The organism is Nostoc sp., assembly GCF_036917375.1.
Classification (GTDB): Bacteria; Cyanobacteriota; Cyanobacteriia; order Cyanobacteriales; family Nostocaceae; genus Nostoc.
Window position 1 is genome coordinate 1 of record NZ_JBALDN010000012.1, and the last position, 23581, is coordinate 23581.

The 23581-nt window shown below is 42.8% G+C and carries 19 protein-coding genes and 2 pseudogenes; 17 read left to right on the forward strand and 4 right to left on the reverse strand.

Annotated features, from left to right (window positions below; genetic code table 11):
• Window positions 1-91: 91 nt before the first annotated feature.
• Window positions 92-364, forward strand: a pseudogene (locus V7K45_RS02935) (hypothetical protein); the annotation flags it as partial.
• Window positions 365-421: 57 nt separating this feature from the next.
• On the opposite strand, the gene V7K45_RS02940 reads toward V7K45_RS02935, so the two are convergent.
• The gene (locus tag V7K45_RS02940; protein WP_335000209.1) at window positions 422-2302 is read right to left on the reverse strand and encodes an ABC transporter ATP-binding protein; all 1881 of its coding nucleotides are present in this window, start codon (window positions 2300-2302) and stop codon (window positions 422-424) included.
• Between the two features lie 689 nt (window positions 2303-2991).
• Between V7K45_RS02940 and V7K45_RS02945 the strand changes: the two genes are divergently transcribed.
• Both V7K45_RS02945 and V7K45_RS02950 read left to right on the forward strand, forming a co-directional pair.
• Entirely contained in the window at window positions 2992-3222 is a 231-nt protein-coding gene (locus V7K45_RS02945; protein WP_099100473.1) for a hypothetical protein, read from the forward strand.
• Complete coding sequence (locus V7K45_RS02950) at window positions 3203-3484, forward strand: type II toxin-antitoxin system RelE/ParE family toxin (protein ID WP_335000243.1); 282 nt, start codon at window positions 3203-3205, stop codon at window positions 3482-3484. The genes V7K45_RS02945 and V7K45_RS02950 overlap by 20 nt, the downstream gene beginning before the upstream one ends.
• Window positions 3485-3704: 220 nt before the next feature.
• Here V7K45_RS02950 and V7K45_RS02955 read toward each other — a convergent pair whose 3' ends face one another.
• Both V7K45_RS02955 and V7K45_RS02960 read right to left on the reverse strand, forming a co-directional pair.
• On the reverse strand, window positions 3705-4277 hold the full coding sequence (locus V7K45_RS02955; protein ID WP_335000211.1) for a single-stranded DNA-binding protein: 573 nt from the start codon (window positions 4275-4277) through the stop codon (window positions 3705-3707).
• A 402-nt stretch (window positions 4278-4679) separates the two neighbouring features.
• The gene (locus V7K45_RS02960; RefSeq protein WP_335000213.1) at window positions 4680-5936 is read right to left on the reverse strand and encodes an FAD-dependent oxidoreductase; all 1257 of its coding nucleotides are present in this window, start codon (window positions 5934-5936) and stop codon (window positions 4680-4682) included.
• A 789-nt stretch (window positions 5937-6725) separates the two neighbouring features.
• Here V7K45_RS02960 and V7K45_RS02965 point away from each other — a divergent pair.
• The 9 genes from V7K45_RS02965 (at window position 6726) to V7K45_RS03005 (ending at window position 16078) form a co-directional block, all read left to right on the forward strand.
• Complete coding sequence (locus tag V7K45_RS02965) at window positions 6726-8582, forward strand: glycoside hydrolase family 2 protein (protein ID WP_335000215.1); 1857 nt, start codon at window positions 6726-6728, stop codon at window positions 8580-8582.
• Entirely contained in the window at window positions 8561-9661 is a 1101-nt protein-coding gene (gene galT, locus V7K45_RS02970; RefSeq protein ID WP_335000218.1) for a galactose-1-phosphate uridylyltransferase, read from the forward strand. Before V7K45_RS02965 ends, galT begins: the two co-directional genes overlap by 22 nt.
• 385 nt (window positions 9662-10046) lie before the next feature.
• Window positions 10047-10334 carry a hypothetical protein gene (locus tag V7K45_RS02975; RefSeq protein ID WP_335000220.1) on the forward strand — a complete coding sequence of 96 codons (288 nt, stop codon included), beginning with the start codon at window positions 10047-10049 and terminating at the stop codon, window positions 10332-10334.
• On the forward strand, window positions 10334-10729 hold the full coding sequence (locus tag V7K45_RS02980) for a type II toxin-antitoxin system VapC family toxin (protein WP_335000222.1): 396 nt from the start codon (window positions 10334-10336) through the stop codon (window positions 10727-10729). The genes V7K45_RS02975 and V7K45_RS02980 overlap by 1 nt, the downstream gene beginning before the upstream one ends.
• Window positions 10730-10888: 159 nt before the next feature.
• The gene (locus tag V7K45_RS02985; RefSeq protein WP_335000224.1) at window positions 10889-11977 is read left to right on the forward strand and encodes a M24 family metallopeptidase; all 1089 of its coding nucleotides are present in this window, start codon (window positions 10889-10891) and stop codon (window positions 11975-11977) included.
• 5 nt (window positions 11978-11982) lie between these two features.
• On the forward strand, window positions 11983-13065 hold the full coding sequence (gene galK / locus V7K45_RS02990; RefSeq protein ID WP_335000226.1) for a galactokinase: 1083 nt from the start codon (window positions 11983-11985) through the stop codon (window positions 13063-13065).
• Window positions 13055-13441 carry a signal peptidase I gene (locus V7K45_RS02995; RefSeq protein WP_335000228.1) on the forward strand — a complete coding sequence of 129 codons (387 nt, stop codon included), beginning with the start codon at window positions 13055-13057 and terminating at the stop codon, window positions 13439-13441. Before galK ends, V7K45_RS02995 begins: the two co-directional genes overlap by 11 nt.
• A gap of 546 nt (window positions 13442-13987) precedes the next feature.
• Window positions 13988-14797: a phytanoyl-CoA dioxygenase family protein gene (locus tag V7K45_RS03000; RefSeq protein WP_335000230.1), complete on the forward strand. Its 810-nt coding sequence runs from the start codon at window positions 13988-13990 to the stop codon at window positions 14795-14797.
• Window positions 14798-15061: 264 nt separating this feature from the next.
• Window positions 15062-16078 carry a glycoside hydrolase family 43 protein gene (locus V7K45_RS03005; protein WP_335000232.1) on the forward strand — a complete coding sequence of 339 codons (1017 nt, stop codon included), beginning with the start codon at window positions 15062-15064 and terminating at the stop codon, window positions 16076-16078.
• Here the strand turns inward: V7K45_RS03005 and V7K45_RS03010 are convergent.
• A pseudogene (locus V7K45_RS03010) lies at window positions 16075-16368 on the reverse strand (DUF4383 domain-containing protein); the annotation flags it as partial. The gene V7K45_RS03005 and the pseudogene V7K45_RS03010 overlap by 4 nt on opposite strands.
• Before the next feature lie 1064 nt (window positions 16369-17432).
• Here V7K45_RS03010 and glf point away from each other — a divergent pair.
• The 5 genes from glf (at window position 17433) to V7K45_RS03035 (ending at window position 23489) form a co-directional block, all read left to right on the forward strand.
• Entirely contained in the window at window positions 17433-19877 is a 2445-nt protein-coding gene (gene glf, locus V7K45_RS03015; RefSeq protein ID WP_335000234.1) for a UDP-galactopyranose mutase, read from the forward strand.
• 467 nt (window positions 19878-20344) lie between these two features.
• Window positions 20345-22576: a family 1 glycosylhydrolase gene (locus V7K45_RS03020; protein WP_335000236.1), complete on the forward strand. Its 2232-nt coding sequence runs from the start codon at window positions 20345-20347 to the stop codon at window positions 22574-22576.
• Window positions 22542-22871: a hypothetical protein gene (locus tag V7K45_RS03025; protein ID WP_335000238.1), complete on the forward strand. Its 330-nt coding sequence runs from the start codon at window positions 22542-22544 to the stop codon at window positions 22869-22871. The genes V7K45_RS03020 and V7K45_RS03025 overlap by 35 nt, the downstream gene beginning before the upstream one ends.
• Window positions 22872-22888: 17 nt before the next feature.
• A complete protein-coding gene (locus V7K45_RS03030; protein WP_335000240.1) occupies window positions 22889-23122 on the forward strand; it encodes a hypothetical protein in 234 nt (77 codons plus the stop codon).
• Between the two features lie 76 nt (window positions 23123-23198).
• Complete coding sequence (locus tag V7K45_RS03035; RefSeq protein ID WP_335000242.1) at window positions 23199-23489, forward strand: hypothetical protein; 291 nt, start codon at window positions 23199-23201, stop codon at window positions 23487-23489.
• Window positions 23490-23581: the final 92 nt, after the last annotated feature.

The following is a 23581-nucleotide window of genomic DNA, read 5'->3' on the forward strand; positions in this document are numbered from 1 at the left end:
ATAAGAAATCTTTGAGATGCACCACACGCTCATTTTCATTCTTGGACAATGCTTAATTTACACGACTTTCAGCCTTAACTGAACCGTATTGATTTCTAGAATAGATGTGCGGCAAAATAATCAGATTACTACCTTCAAAGGTGCAAAAATTGGCGACACTGAAGCGCAAATCAAGTCCCTTTACCCAGGACAAATTCAAGTTACACCTCATAAATACGTCCAAAACGGACATTACCTAACTTTCATCCCGAAAGACCGTAGCGATCGCAACTATCGTCTAGTCTTCGAGACTGATGGTAAACTTGTCACTGAGTTCAGAGCGGGGAAATTGCCAGAAGTCGAATATGTTGAGGGCTGTTCTTAATTTGGCGTTGCTGAAGATGTCTGCTGAATTCTGACTCCTGACTCATGAATTCTATTTCTATAAAGTCTTCTGATGGCGACTTCGCACCCGTTCAGCACTACCAGTAGGAATCGCAGCAATTAATTTTTGCGTGTATTCCTCTTTAGGTTCTTGGTAGATGCTTTCGGCTGTCCCTTCTTCAACAATTTGACCGCGATTCATAACTAAAATGCGATCGCTCATAAATTTCACTACACTTAAATCGTGAGAAATAAAAATATAGGTAAGCTGAAAGTCTGACTGTAATTCTTTGAGAAGATTTAATACCTGCGCCTGTACTGAAACATCCAGCGCTGAAACTGATTCATCGCAGATGATAAACTTAGGATTTAACGCCAAAGAACGAGCTATGCAAATCCGTTGGCGTTGACCGCCAGAAAACTGATGAGGATAGCGGTTAATCGCATCTGCACTCAACCCCACCCGTTCTAAGAGTTCGACTACTCGCTGGCGTCGTTGTTGTTTTGTCTTACCCACAGCGTGAATTAATAATGGTTCCATCACCGCATCCCCAATCTTCATCCGAGGATCGAGGGAACTAAAAGGATTTTGGAAGACTATTTGCATTTCCCGTCGCAGTTTTTGCAACCGTTCTCCTTTGAGACTAGTAATATCTTGTTTCTCAAAGATAATCTGACCACTCATCGGTTCAATTAAGCGCAGCAAAGTTCTGCCAAGAGTAGTTTTACCGCAACCAGATTCTCCCACCAAACCTAGTGTTTCTCCTGGTTTGACATCAAAAGAAACGCCATTAACTGCCATATTGTAGCGTTTTGTCCCACCAAACACCCCGCGCACTGGAAAACCAACTTTCAGGTTGCGGATTTGCAGCAGGGGTTCCAATTCATTGAAGTTAGCCAATCTTGCAGCAATCTCTTCTTTGGTGACTTCTGTAGGTTGTGCGGGTTCTTTCGGCTGAATTACTACTTGTCCCGTTGGCGTCTCTTCTGCACTCATGTAGTCGGAAACAGTGAGTAATTTTTGGGGACGGCGGTTGAGTGTAGGGCGACAAGCTATCAAACCTTTAGTATATGGATGCTTGGGAGTGGTGAAAATTTGCTCAGAAGTACCAGATTCGACAACTTTACCTCTATACATCACCGCTACTTGGTCAGCAATTTCTGAAATTAGCCCCAAGTCGTGGGTGATAAAAATCATTGCCATGTCACGACTTTGCTGCAATTCTCGCATTAACTCCAAAATAGTCGCTTGCACTGTCACATCCAAAGCTGTGGTTGGTTCATCGGCAATTAAGATTAATGGGTTGCAAGAAATTGCCATTGCAATCATCACCCGTTGCAACTGACCCCCAGAAAGTTCATGAGGGTAGCGTTCCAGCATGGCTTCTTTGTGTTCTTTAACCAACTGTGCTAACTTTGATGGTTCTAGTTTCGCTGATTTGCTAGTTTGATGCCAATCGATATACTGCTGCTGGATCTCCTCATCGCTAGGTAGAAGTTTAACCTCTTGCAGACCTGCGATCGCAATTTGTCGTGCTTGGGCTGCTGACACATTTTGATGCCGCATAATCGCTTCTGTTAGCTGAAACCCGATGTTATAAACCGGATTAAGCGAACTCATCGGTTCTTGAAAAATCATGGCGATGTCGCCACCCCGGTGTAACTGCATTTGTTCAGGGGGCAATGTTACCAAATCGATGGGGTTGGCATTCTCTTGAGGACGAAACCAGATTTCACCGCCAGTCACTATGCCAGGAGTTTGCAACAAACCCATCACAGCTAAGGCTGTCACCGATTTACCACTTCCCGATTCTCCTACTATTCCTAGAGTCTCACCTCGATGCAGCGTAAAGGAAATACCATCCAAAGCTCTGACAGTGTTGCCATCACCGGGAAATTCAACTTGGAGATTGCGAACCTCTAGGACAGTTTCTCTCATAGGAGTTGGGTAGGAATTCTAACTTAAAATTATTTGGATTTTAACAATAGTTTTGATGTATGTGTCGGTAAACTTGGTTTTTACAATTGGCAGTTTCTCACATACTTCCACAATATACACGTATTTGCGATGTAGAACTGCCTGCGATCTCTGCAAACTGCGTTCATACGCTTGCGTAAACCTCTGGCTATTGCTGCTTTACTAACTTCGATTACTGGTTTGAGTTTCTACATCAATGTAATCGATACAAACAGCTCTGACTCACGGTCAACGACTAAGCTAAAACACATTTAATTTGCATATTAAAATTTTCTCAATGTCTTGTGGGTTGGGCATCTTGCCCGCCCTGATTATGCAACTTTAATGCTGATTAGCTTATAAAGATAGGAGTTGACCTGACACTAAGAGGTGGTTTACTTAAGTCTAAATAAGTAGTTACGCCCTTAATAGTTGTATCCGAACAGTTAAGGGTTTATTTTATTGTTTATCACAACACCGAGATGAAGAAAGGTTAATGCCCTGGCGATCGCTAATCGCTGCTTCTTTCTGCCCTCCAGAAATATTTGCCCCCACTGCGCCTGAAATATCATATTTTTGCCCAAATTGACCAAATGTAAGAGACTGAGGTTTTGGATTTCAAGATTAAAATAGAGTTAGCAAAGGTAGAATTTACTTGATTAGGAAGTTCTATGATGACTTTACAAGAAATTATTAATTCTATTGAAAGTTTGCCCACAGAAGATCGAGAGTATTTATTTGAGTTTCTTCGCCAGCAACGAATTGAGAATCGGCGGGTTGAAATTTTGGCTAATGCTCAGGAAGTGATGCAGGCTTTTAAGGATGGGACAGCTCATAGGGGAAGCGTTGATGATTTGATCGCTGATTTACTCGGAGATGATGATGGAAGTTGTCTGGAGTAGTGGATTTAAGCGCTCTTTTAGGAAGATTACAAAGAAAAACCCGCAATTAAAGAATCAAATTGTTAATGTATTAAGGCTTTTGGCAGATGATCCATTTACACCGTCTTTGAAGTCTCATAAGTTAACAGGAAATTTAGCGGGTTTGTGGTCTTGTTCTGTTGCTTATGATTGTAGAATTATCTTTAATTTCTCTGAGGATGAGAAGTTGTTAGAAATGGTTATTTTATTGATTGATGTTGGCAGCCATGATGAAGTTTATTAAATTGTAAAATAAACGCTGAAGCTGGGAATTTAGAAAGTAAAATTCTCTATCCCTAACTGCTCGATAGCTAAACTAAGCGATGTCTCATAACTAGATGCAAAGCGTCAACGCAACTAAAAAAATAGCACATCCTAAAGGATGGCTATTTGTAGAAATTATCTAATCATAATGTTTTTTGTCAAGTATGTAAGCAAATTGAATACACGCTCAACTACCAACTTTAGAACGGAATATCATCTGGATCTGGTTCTTCCTCTTTCATTGCTGGGTAAGTGGTTCGCTCATAATTTGCGGGTTGAGGTACGGGTTCGTAAGTTGTCGTTTGGGGAGCAACGCCAACAGGGTTTGTTGCTGGGGTAGGTGCTGGACGTGGTGACTCGTAACTGCTAACGTCTTTCTGTGGCGGACGAGATGCTGATGGTTGTCGGGGAGCAGTTTCAGTGAATGATGGAGTTGGGGTTGCTGAGGGTAATGGATCGGTATCAAAACTACCTCCAACAGATTGAATTTGTTGCACTGTCAATTCAGCGCGTTTTTCTTTAAACCCTTCTTGACGATCGACAGTATTCATCGTTAAACGTCCTACCAAAATGACGCGATCGCCTTGATGGTAATTTTGCTGAATTTCTGTTGCTAAATTCCCCCAGCCAACAACTTTCAAGGTAGCTAGCGGATCTTCTTTTTTTTGGGAATTGGGAAACTGCACGAGCATTTCCGTGACTCCCAAATTATCCGCTGTATAGCGGAGTTGCGGCTCGTTGATAATTTCCGCCATCAAAACGCAGCTGTTCATTAAAATTGCTCCTGACTGCAAAAAGTACTGATTCCAAAAGAGGGGGTTTTTCTATGTAGTGCCAATTAATATCTAGATAGGTTTAATCTTTTGCATTTTTTAATAATGTTTGAACAAATTTCCTACATTCATTTTGAGAACATAATTCAGGAGTCAGAAGAAAACTTGATGAATGAATATACTAATCATACTAAACTCCTTATCAATTCTGACTTCTGACTTCTGACTTCTGGGTGCTGAATTCTTTTTAGTCCTTTCTAGCATAAAAGCCAAGCGATCGCTTTGAACAGCATTGAGTATACCGTTCGCCACCCTCGCTTGACTAAATTGAGCATTCAATTCTGCATAGAGTAGTATAATTGTACCACTTATTGATTAAATAGAAAAAATTCTTGGCAGAAATTAAGCCTTAACGTGAACTGGAAAAACACCCAAGGCGATCAACCTGGCTGGAAGGTCGCGCAAGATGGGTAAGCGCAAAAATGCAGGTGGTACAAAGGTGCGATTTGAGGTGATAACTGGCGCCAATACCCGCTTTTGGATCAAAGTTTGAAACGCCTGAATGATGCGTGTAGGCAACTCGCGTTGACGTTGTACTTTTGCTAAGTCGCTAAGTTGTACTTGTCGGTTTTTGAGCGGTTTGCTAAGTACATTCGCCGCGACTACAGCATCCTGAATCGCGTAGTTAATGCCAACTCCACCAACGGGGGACATTATATGAGCTGCATCACCAATGAGTAACAGTCCCGGACGATACCAACGTTTGACAAGGCTGGACTCGACTGAAAGAAAAGCTATTTGTGACCAATCATGTAAATTTTGAATGCGTTGCTGGAATTCTGGCACTACTTCGGCAACAGATTTTTTTAATTCCTCCAAACCCGCAGCCCTTAGTTGTTGATAGCCTCCTTTAGGAATAACATAGGCAAGTTGCCACTCATCACCACGGTCAAGCATGGCGATTAGCTTACCTTGACCAAAGCGCCCCATTCCTCCCTCTGGATCTTCTGGCTGACGCGGTAGGCGAAACCAGAGAACATCCATTGGCGGCGAAGTTTCGATTGACTCAAACTCACCCAAGTGGCGTAAACGTGAGTGGCGACCGTCTGCACCAACTGTCAGTATTGCTCGAATTTCATGCCAACCACCGCCTCCTCGATAGCGGACACCTTGAATCATGCCATTTTCGGCAATTAATTCCTGCACATTCGCACCCATCACCAGATGGAAACTAGGATATTTTTGTGCTTCTTGGGTGATGAACTCCAGGAATTTTACCTGGGGAAGCATTGTAATGTAGGGATAATGGGTTTTCAGACGGCTAAAATCTGCGAATCTGATAGTATCTTGAGGAGTTTGAATACTAATTTGGCGCATTTTGGTATGGGGAAGTTCTAACAAGCGATCGCTTAATCCCAATTCCTCCATAATTTCCATCACCGATGGATGAATCGTATCGCCGCGAAAGTCGCGATCGAAGTCTTTGTGTGCTTCCAGCAACATCACAGAAATGCCTTGACGCGCTAACAACAGCGCTAATACTGCTCCTGCTGGCCCCCCACCCACAATGCAACAATCTGTGGTTTGTACGTCTACAATGTCATGGACAGGATTAATACTTGGGTCTTGGGAAAGATTTTTAGGTACATCGGTAGTCATAACAACACCTCTTGATAACCCTAAAATTTAGGTAGGACTTACGCAACTGTAACAAGCAATGGTGCGGCTACACCGCGCCGAGCGCCAAACAACCTAAAAGGCAAGCATAGGAACATTGGGACGTTTTAGTTGTTGAACTAAATAATTTGACAACAATCCATCGCCGGGTTTTCCTTTGGATTGACCTTAGACCACTTCTCGATTCTTCATTTTGTCCCGCTTTACGCGGCTACCCCATACCCAGACGAATTAGTAGGCGTTGGCTGGCGCGGGCCACACTTCCCTATCCTACTGAAATTTATATAAAATCTGGTTGAAAGCTGATGAAATCTGGCAAAAAATGGGCTAACCAAATGGCAAGTCTGTAGAATACTGGCTTTAGTCTGAAAAAGAGTTGATATATCTGAAAATTTAACTTTATGATTTTAAAAAATTTACTTAAATAATTGATATAAATAAAATTTTCATGACAACCACTTTCTCGTGTGGCAGATTTATGATAGTTATTAGCGACCTAAATTTAATGCTTTTTTTTTAGATAACCTGGCAAAGATTAGGAATGTATATGCCATAATGTCACGAGCTAGGGGTACATAAACTTATTGTTATACTTCAACACTGAAGTGCGGAAGGTATCAGTATTGACTACAAAAAAATATAATGCTGCTAGCTCGATCCGTCGTTCATCGATCGGATAAAAACTCATGCTATATCCGGTAATCCCAATATTGGGGTCTGGATTTAATCTATAGCAGGGGTTGGTTGAGTTATGTATAAGGAGAAAATTTGATGAAATTGTTAAATTTGGAAAATCCTGAGGTTAAATTAGCCTCTAAAACTGATAGTAATTTTGTGGACTTAACAGCAGCGCACCCTCGACCATTGTTAAAACGATCGCAGTGGCAATCTTTAAATGGGCTGTGGAAATTTGCATTTGATAACCAAGGAAAATGTGTCGAACCCAGCGATTTTACCGAATGGTGTCATCATATAGAAGTTCCTTATGCGCCCGAATCTACCAAAAGTGGGATTAACGATCGCGGGTTTCATCCAAATTGCTGGTACGAGCGCGAATTTGAAACGCCACCAGGGGAAGGCAGATTAGTGTTACATTTTGGCGCTGTGGACTATCGCGCTCGTGTGTGGGTAAACGATAAATACATAGCCGAGCATGAAGGCGGACACACCTCTTTCAGTCTCGATATTACCCATGCCTTAAATGACACTGGTACAACAAAGGTAACAGTGTGGGCGCAAGACGATCCGCACGACCTCGCCAAACCTCGTGGTAAACAAGATTGGCAGTTGAAACCCCATAGTATTTGGTATCCTCGCACGAGCGGTATTTGGCAGACTGTCTGGTTGGAACGCGTAGGTGAGACTTATATCGGTAATCTTCGTTGGATTCCCGACTGCGAACGCTGGGAAATTGGGTTTGAAATTGGGCTGGCTGGTAATTTACCTACTTCCGGTGTCCAAATTAAAATTAAACTCAGCGCTGGCGATCGCATGTTAGCAAGCGATACTTATGAAGTATTCAATGGGGAAATTTGCCGCCGCATTGTTCTGAGCGATCCGGGTATTGACGACTGCCGTAATGAATTACTGTGGAGTCCAGAAAAGCCAACGCTGATAGATGCCCAAATTCAGCTATGGGATAAAGATCGTCTGTTAGATGAAGTGCAATCTTATACAGCTATGCGGACTGTCAGCATTCAGCGCGATCGCTTTATGCTTAACGGTCGTCCCTACTATCTGCGGCTAGTTCTCGACCAAGGCTATTGGCCTGAGACATTAATGACTCCACCCAGTGACGAAGCATTACGACGTGATGTAGAACTCGCCAAAGCTATGGGTTTTAACGGAGTACGCAAACACCAAAAAATTGAAGACCCCCGCTTTTTATATTGGGCAGACGTTTTGGGGTTGTTAGTATGGGAGGAGATGCCTAGCGCTTACCGCTTCACGCCGAAAGCTGTGGAACGCATGACGCGGGAGTGGACAGAAATCATCAAGCGAGATGTTAGCCATCCTTGTATTGTGGCGTGGGTTCCGTTTAATGAATCTTGGGGAGTGCCAAATTTGACTGAAACGGCGGCTCATCGTAACTACGTATTGGCAATGTATCATCTGACTAAGACTCTCGATCCGACTCGTCCAGTAATTGGTAACGATGGTTGGGAAAGTACAGATACCGACATCCTCGCTATTCACGACTATGAACGCCACCCTGAGCGATTAGCCCATCGTTACAGACCAGATATTCAGATATCGGATCTATTTGAGCGTAGTCGTCCTGGGGGACGTATCCTCACCTTGGATAACTATCCCCATCAGGGACAACCTGTGATGTTAACCGAGTTTGGTGGTATCGCCTATGCCCCTCTTGACCAACCGAATGCCGATCAAGCTTGGGGGTATGAAAACTGCTCGAATATCTCCGAATTACAAATGAAATACGCTGAACTGCTCGAAACAGTTAATGACATTGAGCTATTTAGCGGATTCTGTTACACACAATTAACTGATACCTTCCAAGAAGCTAACGGTTTATTGTACGGCGATCGCACTCCGAAATTTCCCATTGAGGCAATCCGCGCAGCAACCCTCTCAGGACAAGGTTTATGTACTCCCACAAGCTGTTAAAGCCCGACGGACGCAAACTCAAATTATACAGTCGTTACCCAATTACTAGTAAGTTAGAAGCTCCTAGCCCTAGTAATGAGCCAGTGCAAGCGAATCCCCACCTGCGCTGGCACCCCTTGCGGGGGGAATGGGTAGCTTATGCTAGTCACCGGCAAGGGCGGACATTCATGCCGCCGCCAGAATATAATCCCCTCGCACCTACCACCAACCCTGAGTTCCCAACGGAACTACCCCAAGGTAAGTATGACGTGGCAGTGTTTGATAACCGCTTTCCCTCAATGAGTCTGACAGCCAACAATCCACCTGATACGATCGTGGAAACGTTACCAGCTAATGGAGCCTGCGAGGTAGTGGTTTTTACTCAAGATGCTCGCGCCTCTCTGAGTTCCTTAGAGTTGGATCATCTAGATTTGCTGTTAGAAGTATGGGGCGATCGCACCCGCGAACTCGGACTAAATCCTGAAATTCAGTACGTGCTGCCCTTTGAAAACAAAGGTGTAGAGGTGGGTGTAACATTGCACCATCCCCACGGGCAAATTTACGCCTATCCTTTTATACCACCTGTTCCGGCGCGGATGCTGTCAATGCAGCAGGAGTATTATAAAGAACATCAACGGGGTTTACTGCAAGACTTGATTCAGAAGGAAATTGCAGACAATCAACGGATTATTTATCAAGATGAGTATGCGATCGCATTTGTCCCGGTATGCGCTCGTTACCCCTATGAAGTCTGGATTGCACCAAAAGAGCCAGTTAGTACTTTTACGGATCTTACCCCAGAACAACGTTGGGGACTTGCTAAGGCGTTAAAAACTGTCACTCTCAAGTATGACGGTTTGTGGAATCGCCCGTTTCCTTATTTGATGGCTTGGTTCCAAGCACCAACTGACGGTTTAGCGCATCCCGAAGCGCATTTACACGCCGAGTTTTTTCCACCATATCGGACAAGCGAAAGACTGAAGTATCTGGCGGGAACCGAACTTGCAGCCGGGATGTTTGCCAATGATGCTTTACCGGAGGAGAAAGCGAAAGAGTTACAGGCAGTGAATGTCAATCTGCAAATGCCAATTTCAGCATAAAGGGGAAATTGGCAAAGCAAAGATATTGGGTTGGCATCAACCCAACTATACCAATCCTATTTAATGTCAACAGAAAGCAGGCGGCGAAAACCTCCTGTCTTTTCTTAATTTAGTCTCTATCAATATCCCATTAGAGTATAAAAAACTACTAAATATAAATTTTCTGTCCATTAGTTTAGTGTTTGTGATACTTTAGGCTAATTTAGCATATATGCTAAATAATTTTGTAAAATTTTGATTTTATTGCTACAAAAACGTCATCATGATAAGAAGTTTTAATTTCATTTGTATCTTCTATTAGATAGAAGACGTGTATTTAACTGCCCCTCTTTTAAGATGTTAAGCTAATACTGATAACATATCAAAACATCAAGGATAAAATAACATGAAAGTCAGAGGAATAAAACGCGGTCAAAATATAGAAATATTAGAGCAGTTAAATAACATTCCAGATGGAACAGAAATAATTATAGAATTAGAATTTATTGAAAAGGAAAGATGCGAACCAAAAGTGAATTTAACAGAAGAAGAGAGATTAGCTAAATTAAATAAATTATTTGGAGTGTGGAAAAATCAACCAGATTTAACAGAAATATTTGTAGAGATTGACCAAGAACGTCATACTTACCAAGGTAGAAGCATAGACTCAATTGATAATCAGGATAATAGCTAATGTATCTGTTAGACACTAACATTTGCATTGCACTTCTCAAAGAAAACCCCCAAGCGGTGAAAAAATTTAATCGCTACTTTAGCCAATGTTATCTATCAACAATTATAGTTGCGGAACTTTATAAAGGCGTTTACTATTCTCAACAGATGTCCAAGAATCTGGAAAATTTGCAGCAGTTTACTGATCTATTACCCATAGAACCATTTGACTTAGAAGCAGCTATTGAATTTGGCAAGATTCAAAGCGAACTCAAAAATATTGGTAAACCCACTGGAGAATTAGACGCGTTAATTGCTGCTATTGCTCGTTCTCGCAATGATATTCTCGTGACTAATAATATCAAAGATTTTAGTAATATTGATAACTTACGATTAGAGAACTGGTTAGAAAATTAAATATAGATTAATACAATTGATACACTGCCATATCAGGATTGTTGAGTAATCCGGCGGTAATTGCGATCGCTAGTGTACCATTTGGAATACCAACCTCAGACAGACGCAGACAGACCTAGATAAATTTGATAATCATCTGTATCTATCTGTGTTTTTCCTATGAACGAAGAAGTCTCCAAGAAGCTAGAGTTGATCGGGCAAACCTTGCGTGAATCTGAAGTGCAAGGCGTGCGTTTGCGGGGTACAGACTGGTTTGCTTGGGCGACGGCTGGTGCTTCTAATACCGTACTGCTGACTGCTGAAAGTGGCGTAGCAGAAGTATTAGTTACTACTCAAGATGCTTGGGTATTGACGGATGAAATTGAAGCCCAGCGTCTTAAGGATGAGGAACTGCCAGCTAATTTTAAGGTGTATGTCAACCCTTGGGCTGATTATGCTGCCCGTGAGTCTTTCGTTCGCGATGTAACTGGCGGCGGAAAAGTAGTTAGCGATCGCCCCATCTCCAATTTAGAAAAGCCGTTACCCCCAACTCTGCAAAATCATAAACGGGTAATGATGTCAAGTGAATTAGAGCGATATCGTCAAGTTGGGCAAAAAGCTAGTCAGGCAATGACAGAGGTACTCAAAGCCGCCAAGCCAACTTGGACAGAATATCAATTAGCAGGTGCGGGTGCAGAGGCGTTATGGGCGCAAGGGTTGCATCCAGCGCTGACACTAGTAGCGGGTGAGAGACGTTTACCGCTATACCGTCATGCAACAGCTACCGGAGAACAGATTGGACAGCAAGCGATGCTGGTGTTTTGCGCTAGAGGTTACGGTTTGTATGCAAATCTGACTCGATTTGTTTGTTTTGGTAAGCTTTCAGACGAACGGGCCGAATTGCATTCCCATGTGCGCGAAATAGAAGCAGTAATTTTGAATTGGTGCCAACCCGGAACCAGTCTCGATGCAGTTTATCACGCCCTAACTCAGGCTTATGAGCAGCATGGATTTCCCAATGCCATCCGCGAACATCACCAAGGAGGAACCACTGGATATCTAGCGCGAGAAATCGTCGCCAATCCAACTACTACTGATACTTTGACAGAAGGTATTGCTGTTGCTTGGAACCCTAGTTTAGCAGGGGCAAAGATTGAAGATACTTTTGTGATTCTCAAGGATGGAAAGTTGGAAAATCTAACTTTCGATCCAAATTTTCCTAATGTTGAGGTAGAAGGAAGGTTACGCCCTGTACCTTTATACAATTAAAAATTATGAATTTTCAACAAGTATTCGGTAAACCACCTGAAACTCAAGCCAGTGCGCCGGGAAGAGTAAATTTACTCGGCGAACATACTGACTATAACGATGGTTTCGTTCTGCCAACTGCGATTCCTCAATCCACGACGGTACAGCTAGGTTTGAGTAGCGATGGCCATCATCACTTTTACTCGGAAAATCTCAACGAGGAAGTGAGCATTTTAGATATAAACCATTCCCCGTCTGGATTCGCCAGTTATATTTTTGGCTGTATTGAGGTTTTGCAAAAAGCAGGACACACAATCCCATCGCTTTCTGTATACGTCAAATCATCAGTTCCGATGGGTTCGGGTTTGTCTAGTAGCGCGGCTTTGGAAGTGGCAACGCTGCGGGGATTACGGCAACTTCTGAAGCTTCCTATTGATGATGTTGAAATCGCCCAATTCGCCCAGCAAGCAGAAATTCATTATGCTGGCGTGCAGTGCGGCATCATGGATCAGATGGCTTCTAGTTTGGCTGATACCGAGCATATCTTGTTTTTAGATACTCGAACTTTAGAACGCCGGGTGATGCCTTTGCCTGAGAATGCAGAGATTTTGGTTATTGATAGCGGCGTACCCCGCACCCTTGCCACTAGCGGTTATAACCAGCGCCGGGCTGAGTGTGAAGAAGCGGCGCGATCGCTAGGAGTTAAAGCATTACGAGATATTACTGATGCTGAGGTAACAGAAAAACTACCCGAACCTCTACGCCGTCGTGCCCGTCATGTGGTTACAGAAGATAACCGCGTCTTGGAAGTAGTGCAGGGAGTAACATCTGAGCGCTTTGGCGAATTAATGAACGCATCCCACGCCAGTTTGAGGGATGATTACGAAGTGTCCGTACCTGCGCTGGATACATTAGTAGAGATTTTGCAGAAAACAGAAGGAGTGTTTGGTGCAAGGCTGACAGGTGCTGGTTTTGGCGGTGCTTGTGTTGCTTTGGTTAAATCAGGCCAGAGCAAAGATATTGGAAATCATGTTCTTGAACAATACAAGCAAGCAGGTTACACCGGACAAATTTTGGTTCCTTCTTTGGAGTTAAGTGATGCAGCCTAAAGTTGTTTATGGAAACGCAGGCGTTGAAGGTGTAAATCGTTGGGGATGGTTCATGGGTCACTTTATCACCCCTGAAGACGATCCGCGTTCCACGGAAATGCTAGAAGTAAAATGGGCTGTTCACAAAGCAGGTGAAAGTAGAACTGAGTGGGCAGTAAATAACCAAGCTGCGACGCTTTCAATTCTCATTCACGGAGAATTTCGCCTGCAATTTGAAGATAGAGAAATTTTATTATCTCGTGAAGGTGATTATGTTCTTTGGTGTGCAGGTGTATCCCATTGGTGGGTTGCTGAGTCCGACTGCACTATTTTGACTGTCAGATGGCCTTCAAAACCAGGCGATAGTGTTGAATTGCCTAAAGTCTCAAAGAGTTAGTTTGTTAGGTAATTGAGCATAATTAACAGCTATAGCAAAAATTCCGATCGCAGTTCTGAAAAACTGCAAGGCAAAGCCGCCATAAGGGATTTCCAACTAAAAAAATATTCCATCGTTGTGTATGCAGAGGAGGCAGAGGAGAAAGAATCTGCCACTATGAAAATGGGATAATTTATTTTCTGGAAGTCCCTAATCACAAGTGGTAACTCTGGAATTGGGCTAGCAGTCATACTTACCTTCGCCCGTGAAGCTGCCGATGTGCTAATGTATGCAGGTGTGTCTATTGGTGGTTTGCTGAGTCCAAGTGCACTTTTTTGACTATTAGATGCCCTTCAAAGCCAGGCGATCGCGTTGCATTGTCTGGAGTGTCGAAGAGTTTAGTTATGTTAACTAATTCGTTATAATTAATATAAATTAATTGTTACAGAGGATTGGCATAAGCCACCAATTTTAAAAATAGTGCGCTACTATCGACAAGCAATAAAAAATCTCCTAGAGGTCTGATATTAATACGCCTCTAGTTATAAGTTGAAGAGGATAAAAAAGATGGTTCAAAGTATAGGCGGTATAGCGAAATATTCAGCTACCGACCTAGACCGATTTGCTCAAAAATTGAATCAAGACGGAATTTGTGTGATTCCCGGTGTTTTTGAGCAAAAATTAATTGACGACTGGGCACAAGCTTTTGAAAAATTATTTTACGAGCGTCAAAATCAACCAGGTGGGTTGGCTCCTCGTGAAGTTTCGCGCTACTATCTAACCTTGCCTTGGATTTACCCATTTGCTAATGAGTTAGTTTTTGCCAATCCAGTGATTATGGGTATCCTAGATCGCGTGTTTTTCCAAGAATACGTAATGGTTCAGATGGGAGTTGATGTTCCATTTCAGGGTTCAGATTATCAGGAAACCCATCGGGACTTTCGCCCATTATTTAGCGATCGCATAGTTACACCACTTTACGCCCTCGCAGTAAACTTTCCCCTTGTGGAAGTAACCGCAGAAAACGGGCCGTTCCAAATGGCGCGTGGAACCCATGTTATACCGCGAGAAGAAGGATTAGAAAAGGTTGCCAGTGGTGAAATTCCAATGGAATCCTTTTATATGCAGCCAGGTGACGTAATGGTGCGATCGCCTTTAGCACTGCATCGGGGTTCCCCAAATCGGACAAACCATCCAAGACCGATGGTAGTTATGGGCTATGCTATGCATTGGTTGCACACACCAAAGGTAGATTTAACTCTCCCACAAGACTATTATCAAAGTCTCCCAGAAAAACTAAAGCAGATGCTACGGTGTCAGCTAGTAGAAAGCTTACCTAAGAACAAAGTCGAAACTTACGTGAATTTCAAATACTAGTAGTTTTTCAAGGCAACAATGCTTGGCAAATAAGTTTGTAGTAAGGACTTTAGTCCTTGATTTAAGCTTTAAAGCCCTTACTACAAAGCAAGCATTCTTAACTTGACTAACCACTAGTAGTTCGCTTTCGTGACTTGGCGGGGTAAAGGGTTTAAATCCCTTACCCTTTTCCCTTTCCCCTTTCTCCAGCCCTCACAAGCGCATTTTTGGGTTGGCAGACTACTAGTGGAAGAAAGATTTTTGTCATTCCATAGATAATTTAAGATGCAAAGTTATACTAATCCAGTCTACAAAGGTTATTTTGCCGATCCTTTTGTTTGGCAACACGAAGGGGTATATTATGCGATCGGAACTGGTGCAGCAGAAGCAGAAGGAACAGTAGATGAAATAGCGGACGCACCAAATGTTAACTCCAATAAAAAATCCTGTGTCTTTCCTCTGTTACGCTCCTTCGACTTTGTAAATTGGGATTATGTTGGGAACGCGCTACAACGGCCAGATCCCACCCTTGGCGATAATTTTTGGGCCCCCGAAGTTGCTTACTGCGATCGCCAGTTTTATCTCTACTATTCTGTGGGGCATGAAGACAAGAATCATCAGTTACGTGTAGCTACAAGCGATACTCCGTTAGGCCCTTATCAAGATGTTGGTGAGCCAGTCGTAGATCCAAAATCTTGTCCTTTTGCGATCGATCCGCACCCATTTCAGGATGACGATGGACAGTGGTATTTGTTTTACGCCCGTGACTTTCTGGATACATCGGATGGAGTGCGTGCTGGCACAGCATTAGTTGTAGACAAACTCCAAACCATGACTAAGCTTGCTGGTGAAGAAAAAGTGGTTTTACGTGCGCGATCGGATTGGCAACGGTTTTTAGCCAATCGTTTGATGTATGGTGAAATCTATGATTGGCATACTTTAGAAGGCCCCTGCGTTCGTAAGCATGAAGGTAAATACTATTGCTTTTATAGTGGTGGACGCTGGGAAACTGAGAACTACGGCGTAGATTATGGCATTGCTGACAACGTGATGGGGCCTTACTCGGATGCAGGTAACGAAACCGGGCCACGGGTGCTAAAGTCTGTTCCTAATTTTGTCATCGGGCCGGGACATAATTCTATTGTTCTTGGGCCAGATGGTAAGACTGAGTATGTTGTCTACCATGCTTGGACGAAAAACATGGATATGCGGCAAATCTGCTTAGATATGCTGATTTGGAAACCAGAAGGGCCATCTTGCAATGGTCCTACCTGGACACCGCAGACTATCAGCAACTATTAAAGATTTTGCGATACATTAACACTGCTCACTTTAGCTGGTATGACAACACTGTAGTAGCCAGTTGCGATCGCTGCTGATGCATTAAGAAAAACATTAGCGCCGAACAATGGCATTAAGCCGAAAAATGTCTTAGCCAAAGGCAACAATCCGGCGATCGCCAGCAATGCATAAGAAACTGCAAAACCACGATTAAATAGACGCGCTGTGATAGTATCGGTGTAAGAAGTAATTCCTAAAAATTCTACGGCGCAGCGTACAAGATTATGCAAAAAATTGGTGGGAATTGCACCAATTTTAATTAAAAAAATAAATTTATATCATTAAGAAAGAAGTTAAAAACTTCTAAATCCAGAAATGTTGCTACTTAATTTATTAGACCTCTTGCAAAAATCGTTGAGTCACCCCTCCCCAACCCTCCCCTTGTGAAGGGGAGGGAGCAAGATTTCAAGTTTCCCCCCTTTATAAGGGGGGATTAAGGGGGGTAGATTCGACTTATGCAAGAGGTCTATTAATGTTGACTGCTACTAAAAAGCAACATTATGACTTTTGAATATCAATGCTTACACTTGCTGCATTACCTATTTTATTAGAGAAATATTGAGAGAAAAGCGATCGCTTCACGGATTAGCATCACTAGAAGCGATCGCGTGAGGTTTATGAATTGAATTACGAGCAATTTTACACATAGTCAAAAAGCTTTTAACCTACCAAAGGCTGAGAAAAAATATATATCATCAGGGTAAAATTTATAATACTTGTTTCTAATAAATCAACAATAAAAGAAATTGCTTCATTTACTACAGGTTTTAAAATAATTATTACAACAACATGTATCCCAGATAACAAAAGAATATATATTAGGTTGTAAAAAAATATTTTTTGATGCTTAAAGAATAACCAACTCATATATACTTTTATGGCAAAATTTTAATATGAATAACAAAGCAAATTAATAAATAACCAGAGATTATTAATTTTAATACTAGAGATAATTATTTTAATAATGTTATGTACGAAAACGAACAGACAAATACAACAATATGTGCATAGGTTTATAAATAAAAAAATCTTACATAAATCAATGATAACTTAATTTCAGATGTTGATAAAAAGATAGTGCTTAGGACTTAATAAAGAAAATAATTTTATATTTATTTGGATAGATGAAACAATTAGACATAAAACAGTATTTTCTTATTAGTGCAACGAAGTATTGAGTATACCGATTCGATATTGAAAAGCAGCAAACTATGTTGCAAGCTTTTGCCTGGAAGTAAGCTTAGTGCTGCTTTACAAAGAAAAGGGATTAGCTTTTTGGTAGTCAGAATTAATAATTTAAATAATGAGACGAACTATGGCAAGTGAAAAATCTCAAGTCCAAAACAACGGTGTCAGCAATATTATTTCGCCGAAGCAACGTAAAACAAAGCGATCGCAATCGCAGCTAGACGAAATGCAATTATCCAGTACATCACTGTTGGATTTAACTTCGTCTAATAAAAAAGTTCAATCAACAGAAACTTTTCAAGACACACCTGATATAGTTTGCCTATCTCATTTACGTTGGAATTTCGTCTATCAAAGGCCACAACATCTTCTTAGTCGCTGCGCTCAAGGAAAGCGAGTCTTCTTTTTTGAAGAGCCAATTTTCTCTGAAGAACCCTTAGCAAGGTTAGATATAAACGAAGATGCTAATGGAGTAGTTGTGGTCGTGCCATACCTACCACAAGGTTTAAGTGAAGAAGCAATCAACGCAGATTTACAATTACTAATTAATAATTTGTTTGCAGAGCATAATATCAACAAATACATTTGTTGGTATTACACACCAATGGCGATCCCTTTTACCCGCCACTTGCAACCCCAAGCTGTGGTATACGATTGCATGGATGAATTGTCTGCATTCCAAGGAGCATCACCCACTTTAAAGAATTACGAAGCCGAATTATTCAGTCGTGCAGACCTAGTATTTACAGGCGGACAAAGCCTTTACGAAAGTAAGGTGAACCAGCACCCCAACGTTTATGCCTTTCCCAGTAGTGTAGATGTATCCCACTTTGGACAGGCGAGAAATATTCAAGAACCAGAAGATCAAGCTCATATTCCTCATCCTCGCCTTGGTTTCTTTGGCGTAATTGATGAACGAATGGATATTGAACTGCTTGCTGGAATTGCCGAAGCACGCCCCGACTGGCATCTAGTAATTATTGGGCCAGTTGTCAAAATCGATCCAGCAACTCTGCCACAGCATGAAAACATCCATTATCTCGGTGGCAGAGATTATAAACAACTACCTGCTTATTTAGCAGGCTGGGACTTAGCAATGTTGCCGTTTGCGCGTAACGAGTCAACACGTTTTATTAGCCCGACCAAAACTCCAGAGTATCTTGCCGCAGGTAGACCTGTAGTATCTACTTCAATTCGTGATGTAGTGCGTCCCTACGGAGAGTCGAAGTTGGTGCGAATTGCAGATACAGTTTCTGAGTTCGTCATCGCCGCAGAACAAGCAATGCAAGAAGACACCCCAGCCTCAGAATGGTTGAGTCGAGTTGATACCTTTTTAGAAAAGATTTCTTGGGATCGCACTTGGGCATCAATGATGAAGCTGATTGACTCTGCGATCGCAGCCCGTGATGGTGAAGACAAAGCTAACTCCACAGGTGCAGCTGGTAAACAAGCACCAAATATCATTACCAGAGATTTTGCCTTCGATTACTTGGTTGTCGGCGCTGGTTTTTCTGGTAGCGTCATTGCAGAACGTTTGGCAACTCAGTCTGGTAAAAAGGTACTGGTTGTAGACAAGCGCAACCATATAGGCGGCAATGCCTACGATCATTACAACGATGATGGCATTCTCGTACACAAATACGGCCCCCACATCTTTCACACCAACTCCCGCGAAGTCTTTGAATACCTCTCACGCTTTACTCAGTGGCGGTCTTACGAACATCGCGTCCTTGCCAGTGTAGACGGGCAACTTGTTCCAATTCCGATCAACCTCGACACCATCAACAAGCTGTATGGCATGAATCTCAATTCATTTGAGGTAGAAGAGTTTTATAAATCGCTTGCTGAACCCGTAGAATCCATCCGCACTAGTGAAGATGTGGTGGTCAGCAAAGTTGGTCGAGTACTGTATGAAAAGTTTTTCCGTAATTATACCCGTAAGCAATGGGGACTCGACCCATCGGAACTTGACAAATCAGTAATTGCCAGAATTCCGACTCGTACCAATCGTGACGATCGCTATTTTACCGATAGTTACCAAGCGATGCCACTACACGGCTTTACCCGGATGTTCGACAATATGCTAAATCATCCGAACATCAAGGTAATGCTCAACACCGATTATCAGGAAATCCAAAAAGCTATACCTTGCCGCGAGATGGTTTACACTGGGCCGGTTGACGAATTCTTTGATTATCGCTACGGCAAACTACCCTATCGCTCACTTGATTTCAAGCATGAAACGCATAACACCTCAGTGTTTCAATCAGCGCCAGTAATTAACTATCCTAATGAACAGCTTTATACTCGTGTAACCGAGTTTAAATACTTGACTGGTCAGGAGCATTCAAAAACTAGCATTGTTTACGAGTTTCCTCAAGCTGAGGGAGACCCTTATTATCCTGTACCCCGTCCTGAAAATAACGAAATGTACAAGCAGTATAAGGCGTTATCTGATACAACACCAGGAGTATATTTTGTGGGAAGACTAGCTACCTACAAGTACTACAACATGGATCAATGTGTTGCTCAGGCTTTGTCTGTGTACAAGCAAATTGGGGTTAAGGCTTAAATAATTCGTAATTCACGCCGCGTGCAACTTTCTTTAAAACCTAACCTCCAGCCCCTTCCCTACTAGCGTTGGGGAGTAAGAATGAAAGCCTCTCCCTGTGGGCGCAGTGTACTTACAAGTCGAATTACCCCCCTTAATCCCCCCTTATAAAGGGGGGAGACCGGAAATCTAGTTCCCTCCCCTTTATAAGGGGAGGGTTAGGGTGGGGTAAAACCCTTGCTTAATCAGCTATTCCATACTTGTGTGTATCATCGTAGCTCCCTGTAGAGGAGAGGAATGGAAGCGGGATTCTAAGAATAAGTTGCATATCGCGTTAATTTCGTAATTAGGGCTGCTCTGTATTTAGTAGGCTGCTCATATCTGTAACGCACCGAAAATTTGGGATGGTGCGTTAGCCTCTGGCATAACACACCCGACAAAAATCAAAAAGAACGCATCAAATAAAATATCAGCTTGAGTTGTAAATTATGGCTTCTGCTTTCAACTCGACGCTCAACACTCCTAAATCAAAACTTCCTCTAGAAGTGTGGGCTGGTGTAGAGTGTACGGTTAATCGTGTGGGTGAAGAGTATTTCGATCAGTTAGAACGCAATGGTCATGCAACGCGCTTGGATGACCTAGATTTATTTGCCCAACTAGGCATACACGCCATCCGCTATCCAATACTTTGGGAGCGCATAGCACCCAATGGTTTAGAGAATGCTGATTGGTCGTGGGCAGATGAACGCCTGGGACGCTTGCGCGAACTCGGTATCTGCCCAATTGTGGGGCTAGTGCATCATGGTAGTGGCCCGCGTGATACCAGCTTGGTAGATCCAGAATTTCCTGAGAAACTAGCGGTGTTTGCTCGTGCAGTTGCAGAACGCTATCCTTGGGTTACACATTACACACCTGTAAACGAGCCACTGACAACAGCCCGATTCAGTGGGATGTATGGTCACTGGTATCCCCACGGAAAGGACGATTTAACTTTCGCCCGTGCATTGTTAGGGGAGTGTAAAGCGATCGCTCTTTCGATGCAAGCAATCCGAGAAATCAATCCCAATGCCCAACTCGTACAAACAGAGGATTTGGGTAAAACTCATAGTACGCCAAAGCTGGCTTATCAAGCAGAATTTGAGAATGAACGTCGCTGGTTGAGTCTTGATTTATTATGCGGTCGAATCAACCCAACTCATCCCATGTGGGGTTACTTGCACGATTGTGGCATCAGCGAGACTGAACTTGAAGAATTTTTACAATATACCTGTCCGCCTGACATTATCGGCATTAACCATTACCTGACGAGCGAGCGCTTTTTAGATGAAAATCTAGAAAACTATCCAGCTGGGACGTATGGTGGTAATGGTCGGGATAAGTATGCAGATGTAGAGGCAGTGCGAGTTTGCGCTGAGGGTTTGGCAGGGCCGCGAACATTGCTCAAAGAGACATGGGAACGTTACAAACTACCCTTTGCTGTCACTGAAGTTCATTTGAGTTGCACCCGTGAGGAGCAGCTACGCTGGTTCAATGAAGTGTGGAATGCAGCCCAAGAATTACGAGACCAGGGCGCAGATGTTCGTGCTGTGACTGTTTGGGCACTTTTGGGCAGCTACGATTGGAATAGTTTAGTGACTCGCTCCGCAGGATACTACGAGCCAGGTGTATTTGATTTGCGTTCGCGTAGCGTCTCCTCTGGAGAATCGCCACAGCCTAGACAAACTGCGATCGCTAAGATGGTGCGAGATTTAGCCAGTGGACATAAACCCAATCATCCACTACTTGATACACCAGGATGGTGGCATCGAGAAGAGCGCCTATTATACCCAGCTGTCAGTTGTCGCATATCTCCCCCATCTCTGCCGTTTTCCTCCCCTGCTTCTCTTCGTCCCTTGGCGATCGTGGGAGCTACAGGAACTCTAGGCAAAGCTTTTGCTCGGTTGTGTGAAGTGCGAGGAATTTCATATTGCTTGCTCAGACGCCAAGATATGGATATTGCCAATCCTGCTTCCGTCAATAAAGTACTTACCGAGTTACAACCGTGGGCAGTTGTGAACGCTGCGGGATACGTGCGGGTAGACGATGCCGAACGCGAACCCGATGTTTGTTTGAAGGTAAACGCTGAAGGCCCAGCGATCTTAGCTGCTGCTTGCGCTCAACATAATGTGGCGCTGCTAACTTTCTCTTCAGATTTGGTATTTGATGGTGCTGAGTCTAATCCTTATGTCGAAACTGATACCGTTGCACCCCTCAATATATATGGGTGCAGCAAAGTTTTGGCAGAAAAGCTGGTATCACAAGCTCATCCGGCATCGCTAGTGATTCGCACCAGCGCATTTTTCGGACCTTGGGATGATTACAACTTTGTGACGATCGCTCTACGTCAGCTTAGTGCTGGTAATACTTTTGTCGCAGCCGAAGATGCGATCGTCTCGCCTACTTATGTACCCGATCTTGTCCATACCAGCCTTGATTTGCTGATTGATGGCGAGAAGGGTTTGTGGCATTTGGCTAACAAAAGTGCTATAGCTTGGTCTGACTTAGCCCGATTGGCGGCGAAAAAAGCAGGTGTGAGTGTCAGCAATCTAATTGCTCTTCCTACGCAAGAACTTGGTTGGATAGCTCCCCGCCCAGCTTACAGCGTTCTTGGTAGCAATCGAGGTGAATTAATGCCACACCTTGATAATGCAATTTCTCGCTACTTGGAAGAAAGAAATTAGTGGTCTGGCTGACAATTTAATTTTGAGGGGAGGAGGGGAGGCAGGGGAGCAGGGGAGCAAGGGAGCAGAGGAGAATGGTACTAAGAAAAGCTCTAAGCCATACAGTATTTTAAAGCTATTAAACATTGTCGGAACGGGGCAGGCGATTATTCTTAATGAAGTATTGCGATCGCTAATGAAGTTTGTTCCTGGTTACGCCAGGAGCGTAGTTGAGATGCCTGTGGCAGTAAACTATGCTATGCCTAACTCTAGACAGTGCAAAGATGTAGGGGTTGTCCAAAAAATTTTTAGGTAGGAAAAGCTTACTCGTTCATGAAATACTTTCAAAAAGACGAGCAAGCAAACATCATAAATACTACTGTGACACTACGAGTGCAAATTCTCAAGGATAAATTTCATCAAAGTCTGGGATTACCTTTTAAAGAATTATTGCCGGAATCTGCAATTAAGCAAGTAATCTCTGAGCTAAAAATTAAACATAAAAAACGGTTATTTGACCCATTTATAACCCAATACGGTTCAGTTAAGGGTTATTGGTGTAGGTAATTGGTCTTTAAGACGCGATAAATCGCGTCTCTACATGAGGGTTTTGGGCTTATCTGAACCGTATTGATTTATAACCTTGTGGGCATTTTTATCTCAAGTTTTAGATACTGATAAAACTTGCCACAATGCTGTAAGTAAAATAATTGCACATTTGGCAGAATCAGAAGTAGAAATTCCGTCAACAGATACAAGTGCATACTGCCAAGCACGGGCAAGATTGCCAGAGAAATTATTGGAGAAACTTTTCAATGATTCGGCACAAAGCTTAGAAGAGAAAGTAACAACAGAAAAATTATGGTGTGGTCGAAATGTGAAAGTAATAGATGGCTCAACTATTTGCTTGCTTACAATCTACTTCGTAGCTTAACCCTCTTCTGTCACTTTCCGGAATAAGTAAGTAGTAAATAAGTTAAATTATCCAGAAGCATAACCAGGTTTAAATTGATTCATTGCAGCAAT

Bases quoted from the DNA above. Each gene is read 5' to 3' on its own strand.
- V7K45_RS02945 (WP_099100473.1), top strand. From the start codon at position 2,992: ATGATGACTTTACAAGAAATTATTAATTCTATTGAAAGTTTGCCCACA.
- glf (WP_335000234.1), top strand. From the start codon at position 17,433: ATGGCAAGTGAAAAATCTCAAGTCCAAAACAACGGTGTCAGCAATATT.
- V7K45_RS03005 (WP_335000232.1), top strand. From the start codon at position 15,062: ATGCAAAGTTATACTAATCCAGTCTACAAAGGTTATTTTGCCGATCCT.
- V7K45_RS02985 (WP_335000224.1), top strand. From the start codon at position 10,889: ATGAACGAAGAAGTCTCCAAGAAGCTAGAGTTGATCGGGCAAACCTTG.
- V7K45_RS02995 (WP_335000228.1), top strand. From the start codon at position 13,055: ATGCAGCCTAAAGTTGTTTATGGAAACGCAGGCGTTGAAGGTGTAAAT.
- galK (WP_335000226.1), top strand. From the start codon at position 11,983: ATGAATTTTCAACAAGTATTCGGTAAACCACCTGAAACTCAAGCCAGT.
- V7K45_RS03030 (WP_335000240.1), top strand. From the start codon at position 22,889: ATGAAATACTTTCAAAAAGACGAGCAAGCAAACATCATAAATACTACT.
- V7K45_RS02960 (WP_335000213.1), bottom strand. From the start codon at position 5,936: ATGACTACCGATGTACCTAAAAATCTTTCCCAAGACCCAAGTATTAAT.
- V7K45_RS02950 (WP_335000243.1), top strand. From the start codon at position 3,203: ATGGAAGTTGTCTGGAGTAGTGGATTTAAGCGCTCTTTTAGGAAGATT.
- galT (WP_335000218.1), top strand. From the start codon at position 8,561: ATGTACTCCCACAAGCTGTTAAAGCCCGACGGACGCAAACTCAAATTA.
- V7K45_RS03025 (WP_335000238.1), top strand. From the start codon at position 22,542: ATGCAATTTCTCGCTACTTGGAAGAAAGAAATTAGTGGTCTGGCTGAC.
- V7K45_RS03000 (WP_335000230.1), top strand. From the start codon at position 13,988: ATGGTTCAAAGTATAGGCGGTATAGCGAAATATTCAGCTACCGACCTA.
- V7K45_RS02940 (WP_335000209.1), bottom strand. From the start codon at position 2,302: ATGAGAGAAACTGTCCTAGAGGTTCGCAATCTCCAAGTTGAATTTCCC.
- V7K45_RS03020 (WP_335000236.1), top strand. From the start codon at position 20,345: ATGGCTTCTGCTTTCAACTCGACGCTCAACACTCCTAAATCAAAACTT.
- V7K45_RS02965 (WP_335000215.1), top strand. From the start codon at position 6,726: ATGAAATTGTTAAATTTGGAAAATCCTGAGGTTAAATTAGCCTCTAAA.
- V7K45_RS02955 (WP_335000211.1), bottom strand. From the start codon at position 4,277: ATGAACAGCTGCGTTTTGATGGCGGAAATTATCAACGAGCCGCAACTC.
- V7K45_RS02980 (WP_335000222.1), top strand. From the start codon at position 10,334: ATGTATCTGTTAGACACTAACATTTGCATTGCACTTCTCAAAGAAAAC.
- V7K45_RS02975 (WP_335000220.1), top strand. From the start codon at position 10,047: ATGAAAGTCAGAGGAATAAAACGCGGTCAAAATATAGAAATATTAGAG.